This is a genomic window from Allobosea sp. (assembly GCF_030694325.1).
Taxonomy (GTDB): Bacteria; Pseudomonadota; Alphaproteobacteria; order Rhizobiales; family Beijerinckiaceae; genus Allobosea.
On the sequence record NZ_JAUXYO010000291.1, the window covers coordinates 1 to 5,333 of the forward strand.

4 protein-coding genes are annotated in these 5,333 nt (G+C 67.6%); 3 read left to right on the plus strand and 1 reads right to left on the minus strand.

Going from position 1 to position 5,333, the window contains the following annotated elements:
- Positions 1-847, minus strand: an 847-nt coding sequence (locus tag Q8M82_RS18805) for an ATP-binding cassette domain-containing protein (RefSeq protein ID WP_305692823.1), incomplete at its 3' end; no start/stop codon positions are given.
- Between the two features lie 313 nt (positions 848-1,160).
- Here Q8M82_RS18805 and Q8M82_RS18810 point away from each other — a divergent pair.
- From Q8M82_RS18810 to Q8M82_RS18820, 3 genes are all read left to right on the plus strand, one after another.
- Positions 1,161-3,896 carry an ABC transporter transmembrane domain-containing protein gene (locus tag Q8M82_RS18810; protein WP_305692824.1) on the plus strand — a complete coding sequence of 912 codons (2,736 nt, stop codon included), beginning with the start codon at positions 1,161-1,163 and terminating at the stop codon, positions 3,894-3,896.
- Positions 3,893-4,342: a cyclic nucleotide-binding domain-containing protein gene (locus Q8M82_RS18815; RefSeq protein ID WP_305692825.1), complete on the plus strand. Its 450-nt coding sequence runs from the start codon at positions 3,893-3,895 to the stop codon at positions 4,340-4,342. Before Q8M82_RS18810 ends, Q8M82_RS18815 begins: the two co-directional genes overlap by 4 nt.
- Positions 4,343-4,406: 64 nt before the next feature.
- Positions 4,407-5,333: 2Fe-2S iron-sulfur cluster-binding protein (locus Q8M82_RS18820; protein ID WP_305692826.1), on the plus strand; the 927-nt coding region annotated here is incomplete at its 3' end.

Here is a 5,333-nt window from a genome sequence, read left to right on the forward strand (position 1 = left end):
CCTCGCGCAGGGCCACGAGGCGCTCGCCCTCCTCCATGTCGAAATGCGGCGAGGCCTTGAGCAGGGCCTTGAGATAGGGGTGGCGCGGGCGGCGGAAGATCTCCTCGACCGGGCCGCTTTCCATGATTTCGCCGTGATAGATCACAACGACCTCGTCGGCCATGTTGGCGACGACGCCGAGATCATGGGTGATCAGCAGGATCGCCATGCCCATCTCGGCCTGGAGATCGCGCATCAGGTCGAGCACCTGGGCCTGGATGGTGACGTCGAGGGCCGTGGTCGGCTCGTCTGCGATCAGCAGGGCCGGCTTGCAGATCAACGCCATGGCGAGCATGGCGCGCTGGCGCAGTCCCCCCGAGAGCTCGAAGGGGTAGAGGCCGAAGGCACGGGCGGGCTCCTTGAAACCGACGCGGCCGAGCATCGTCTCGATCAGGCCGCGCGCCTCGCCCTTCGGCATCGGCCGATGCAGCAGCAGCGCCTCCTCGATCTGGTTGCCGATGGTGTGGACCGGCGAGAGCGAAGACATCGGCTCCTGGAAGATCATGCCGATGCGGCCGCCGCGAAGGGCCCGGATCTCCTTGCCCTCGGCCGGGAGGCCGGCGATGTCGATCGACGAGCCGGGTTTCTCGGGATCGCGAAACAGGATCTCGCCGCCGGTGACGGCGCCGGCGCGCGGCAGCAGCCCCATGATGGCCTGCGAGATCACAGACTTGCCGGAGCCGGATTCGCCAACGAGGGCGACCGTCTTGCCGGCGGGAACGCGCAGGCTGACACCCTTCACGACATCGCGAGCGAGCCCGTGAACCGTGAAGCCGATGCGTAAATCGCCGATCCGCAGAATATCCATCAGCCGCCTTCGCCCGGAACGCCCCGACACAACCTTACTGGATCACAATGTCACTAGACGCGGAAAGGTCCACCTTGCCAACGGCTTTCGGGTGGATGCGTCATTGCGCCGGAGGTTGGCCGGCGCGGATGACAGCGGCGCAACGGTCCCGCGTGACCGGGCCGACGGCGGCCGGCTCGCGAGGTCGCGTCCCGGATGGGCCGCGCTCCGGCAAACGCAGGACGACCCCGGATTGCGCTCGGGGCGTAGCTGACACACATATGAGGACCGCAGGTCAGGAGACGGGCGCGCGTCGCGCCGGCAAGGATCCCCGTTGGAGACCAATCTCTTCCGATATGTCTGGGAGAAGAGCCGCGGCGAACAGATCATCGTCCTGTTCATCATCCTGGCCTCGATCCCATTCTATTGGGCGTCGTTCGACGTGCCGAAGCGGATCGTCAACGACGCCATCCAGGGCAATGCCTTCAAGGACGGCAAGACCACCGCGACCCTGCTGGATTTCGGCCTTCATCTGCCGTCCTTCCTCGGCGGGGGAAGCGTCACGCTGTTCGAAGGGTTCCAGGTCGGCCAGCTCGGCCTCCTGCTCGGCCTGAGCGGCTATTTCCTGTTCCTCGTCCTGGTCAACGGGGCGTTCAAATACGTCATCAACGTCCGCAAGGGCATCCTCGGCGAGCGGATGCTGCGGCGGATGCGCTACGACTTGTTCAGCCAGCTGATGCGGTTCCGCCCCGAGGAGATCCGGGCGGTCAAGCCGGCCGAAGTCGCCAGCATGATCAAGGACGAGGTCGAGCCGATCGGCGGTTTCGTCGGCGACGCCTTCATCCAGCCGGTCTTCCTGCTGACGCAGGCCCTGACGGCGCTCACCTTCATCATGGTGCAGAGCGTCTGGCTCGGCTCGATCGCGCTCGTGATCGTGCTGGCGCAGGCGATCATCGTGCCGATCCTGCGGCGCGAACAGCTGCGGCTGGGCCGCGAGCGCCAGATCGCCTCCCGCCAGCTCGCAGGGCGGATCGGCGAGATCGTCGATGCCGGCCCGACCATCCAGGCGCATGGTGCGACCACCTATGTCCAGTCCGATATTTCGGGCCGGCTCGGCCGGCTCTTCGACATCCGCTACGCGCTCTACAAGCGGAAGTTCGCGGTCAAGTTCATCAACAACCTGCTCGCCCAGATCACGCCGTTCTTCTTCTACGCGATCGGCGGCTTCTTCGCCCTGCAGGGACGGCTCGACATCGGCCAGCTCGTCGCCGTCATCGCCGCCTATCGCGACCTGCCGCCGCCGATCAAGGAACTGATCGACTGGGACCAGCAGCGCAACGACGTGACGATCAAGTACGAGCAGGTCATCACCCAGTTCAATGCCGACGACACGGTCCAGCTCGACGAGCCGGGCGGCGTCGAGCGGCTCCCCGTGACCGGCGAGATCCGTCTCGACAGCGTCCAGATGCTCGACAATCGCGGCCAGCCGCTGCTGCTGCCGCTGTCGGCGCGGTTCGCGCGCCCGGGCGTGGTCGCCGTCGTCGGGCCGCAGGGTGGGGGGCGCGACGTGCTCGGGCGGATTCTCGGGCGGCAGGCGATGTCCTATTCGGGCCGCGTCATGATCGATTCCATCCCGCTGGCGCGCATGTCGGTCGAGCGCGCCAGCCACCTCATCGGATATGCCGGCAGCGAAACCGAGATCATCGCCGGCACGATCCGCGACAACATCCTGCTGCCGCTCAAGCGGCGGCGGCCGAGCATCCGCCCCGACGGCAAGCTCTCGGCAAGCGAGCACCGCCAGTTCGTGGAGTCGATCCGCTCCGGCAACACACCGCTGCTGTTCGAGGCCGACTGGACCGATTACGAGGGTGCCGGCGTGGCCGACGAGGCGGAGCTTGAGGCCCGGCTCAGAACCGTGCTCGACGTGCTCGGCTGCGCCGAAGACGTCTACGAACTGGGGCTAGACGGCAAGGTCACCGCCTCGCTGCGCGAGGATGCGAAGGCGCAGATCGTCGCTGCGCGTCGGGCGGTGGCGGATGAGCTGGCCCACAGCAAGCTGACCGGACTGATCACCCCCTTCGACCCCGCAAGCTACAATGCCAACGCCACGATCGCCGAGAACCTGATCTTCGGGGCGCGCACGGGGCCGCGCTTCGCCAACGAGACCCTCCTGTTCGAGCCTTATGCCCATGCGATCCTCAAGGCCGAATCGCTGGTCGAGCCGCTGGTCGAGGTCGGGTCGCGGATCGCGGGGACGGTGGCGGAAATCTTCGCGGGCCTGCCGCATGGCCACGCGCTGTTCGAACGCTATTCCTTCGGGTCCGGGCTCGATTTCGACCGGCTGGCCGAGCTCGCCGCGCTGCTCGAGAAGCACGACATGCGCAGTCCGCTCGACGCGGTGGCGGAACGCGACCTCGTCGCCCTGGCGCTGGGCTATATCGAGCCCAAGCACCGGCTCAACCTGCTCGACGAGCGCCTGCGCCAGCGCATCCTCCGGGCGCGGGAGAGTTTCAAGCGCCATCTCCCGGCCGATGCCGCGGAGGACGTCGATTTCTACGACCCCGGCAAGGTGATGCTAGGCGCGAGCCTGCGCGACAACCTGATGTTCGGGCGCATCGGCTACGGCATCGCCGACGCCCGCAAGAAGGTGGCGGCCATCGTCCGCAAGGCGCTTTCCCGCGCCGGCCTGGACGGGGACCTCTATCGCGTCGGCCTCAACACCGATTGCGGGCTCCGGGGGCGCTTCCTCCCAACCCGGCTCAAGCTCGCCGTGCCGCTGGCACAGGCTCTGATCAAGGCGCCGCAGATCGTCATCCTCGATGTCGGCGCCTTCCTGGCAACGTCGCCCGAACCGGAGCAGGTGATCGCACGGCTGCGCGCGTATTGCGCGGAGATGACGCTGTTCCTGCTGGTCGGGGATACCCACCTGGTCGATGACATCCCGGTCCGGATCGTCTTCAATGGCCCGGCGGCGACGATCGAGAATGGCCAACAGGCCGGAGACGAGCCGTTCGTCCCCCCTGCGACGGGGCAGGGTATCCGCAGCGAGCCGATGGAGGCGAGACCATGACACTCGAAGCCGATCTCGCCTGCCTGCGTCAGCTGCCGCTGTTCCGGGCACTGCCGCAGCCGCGGCTGAAGCTCGTCGCGCTGATGGGCGAAAAACTGCATTTCGACGCCGGCACGCAGATCATCGCCGAGGGCGAGGCGCCCGACGGCGTTTTCGTGATCCTCCACGGTGAGCTCGAGATCTCGCATGGCGGGCCCGACGGCACCGGGCCGAGGCTGCCGCTCAGCTTCGGGAGCCTGGTCGGCGATGTGCCGTTGCTTTCGGGGCGCAGCTTCGTCGGCGCCGTGACCGCCAAGACGGATGTGGCGGCGCTGCGCCTGCCGAAGGACCTGTTCTTCGAGCTGCTCGAGACGGTGCCCGACTTCAGCCTGGCGCTGACGAAGGACCTCGCGTCGCGGCTCTACCGGCTCGCCGATTTCACGCTGCATGCGGAGAAGATCCATTGACGATCGGGGCCTCGGCATGAGCCTACAGCAGGCAGCGGGACGACGCGCCGGGATGGGCGCCGGCATGGGACAGGTTTCGTCCTGGAGCCGCGACATTCGCTTTGCCTCGGGCATGATCCTGCTCTTCTTCGCGACCACGCATTTCCTCAACCATGCCGCCGGCATCGCCGGCGTCGCGGCGATGGAGCAGGTGCAGGAGTGGCGCTACTGGCTCTGGCATTCCTGGGCGGGGACGGTGGCGCTGTATGGCGCGCTGATCGTCCATCCCTTCTTCGCGCTGGTGCGCGTGGCGCAGCGGCGCACCTTCAAGATGCCGGCGCGCGAGATGCTGCAGATCGCGCTCGGGCTCGCCATTCCGCTGTTCCTGATCGACCATATCGTCGGGACCCGCGTGATGGGCAGCTTCTTCCATCTCGACGAGAGCTATCGCGCCGTGCTGCGTCGCCTCTGGCCGGGGCTGGCCGCGACGCAGTCGGTCCTGCTGCTGCTGGTCTGGGTCCACGGCATCATCGGGCTGCATTTCACGCTGCGCTCGCGCGACGGCTACCAGCGCTGGCGCGACCCTTTCCTGCTGCTCGCGGTCCTGATCCCGATTCTCGCCCTGATCGGGTTCGCCGTGGGCGGGCGCGAAGCCGGGCAGATGGCGATGGCGCCCGAGGTCGCGACCGACGCCCAGATCGTCATGTTCAACCAGAACGTGACCTGGGCGAAGACGATCTTCTACGGCCTCGTCGGCTGTTTCGTCGCCTTCGTCGGCATCCGCGAGATCCGCGTGCGGACGACGCGGCAGATCACCGTGCGCTTCGTCGGCCATGGCGTGCGCAAGCTCGCTCCAGGCGCGACCGTGCTGGAAATGTTCCGGCGGTTCGGAATCCCCCATGCCGCGCTCTGCGGCGGGCGGGCGCGTTGTGCCACCTGCCGGGTGCTGGTGCTCGATGGCGGCGACGGCCTGCCGCCGCCGGGACCCAACGAGGGGCGGCTGCTGCGGCGG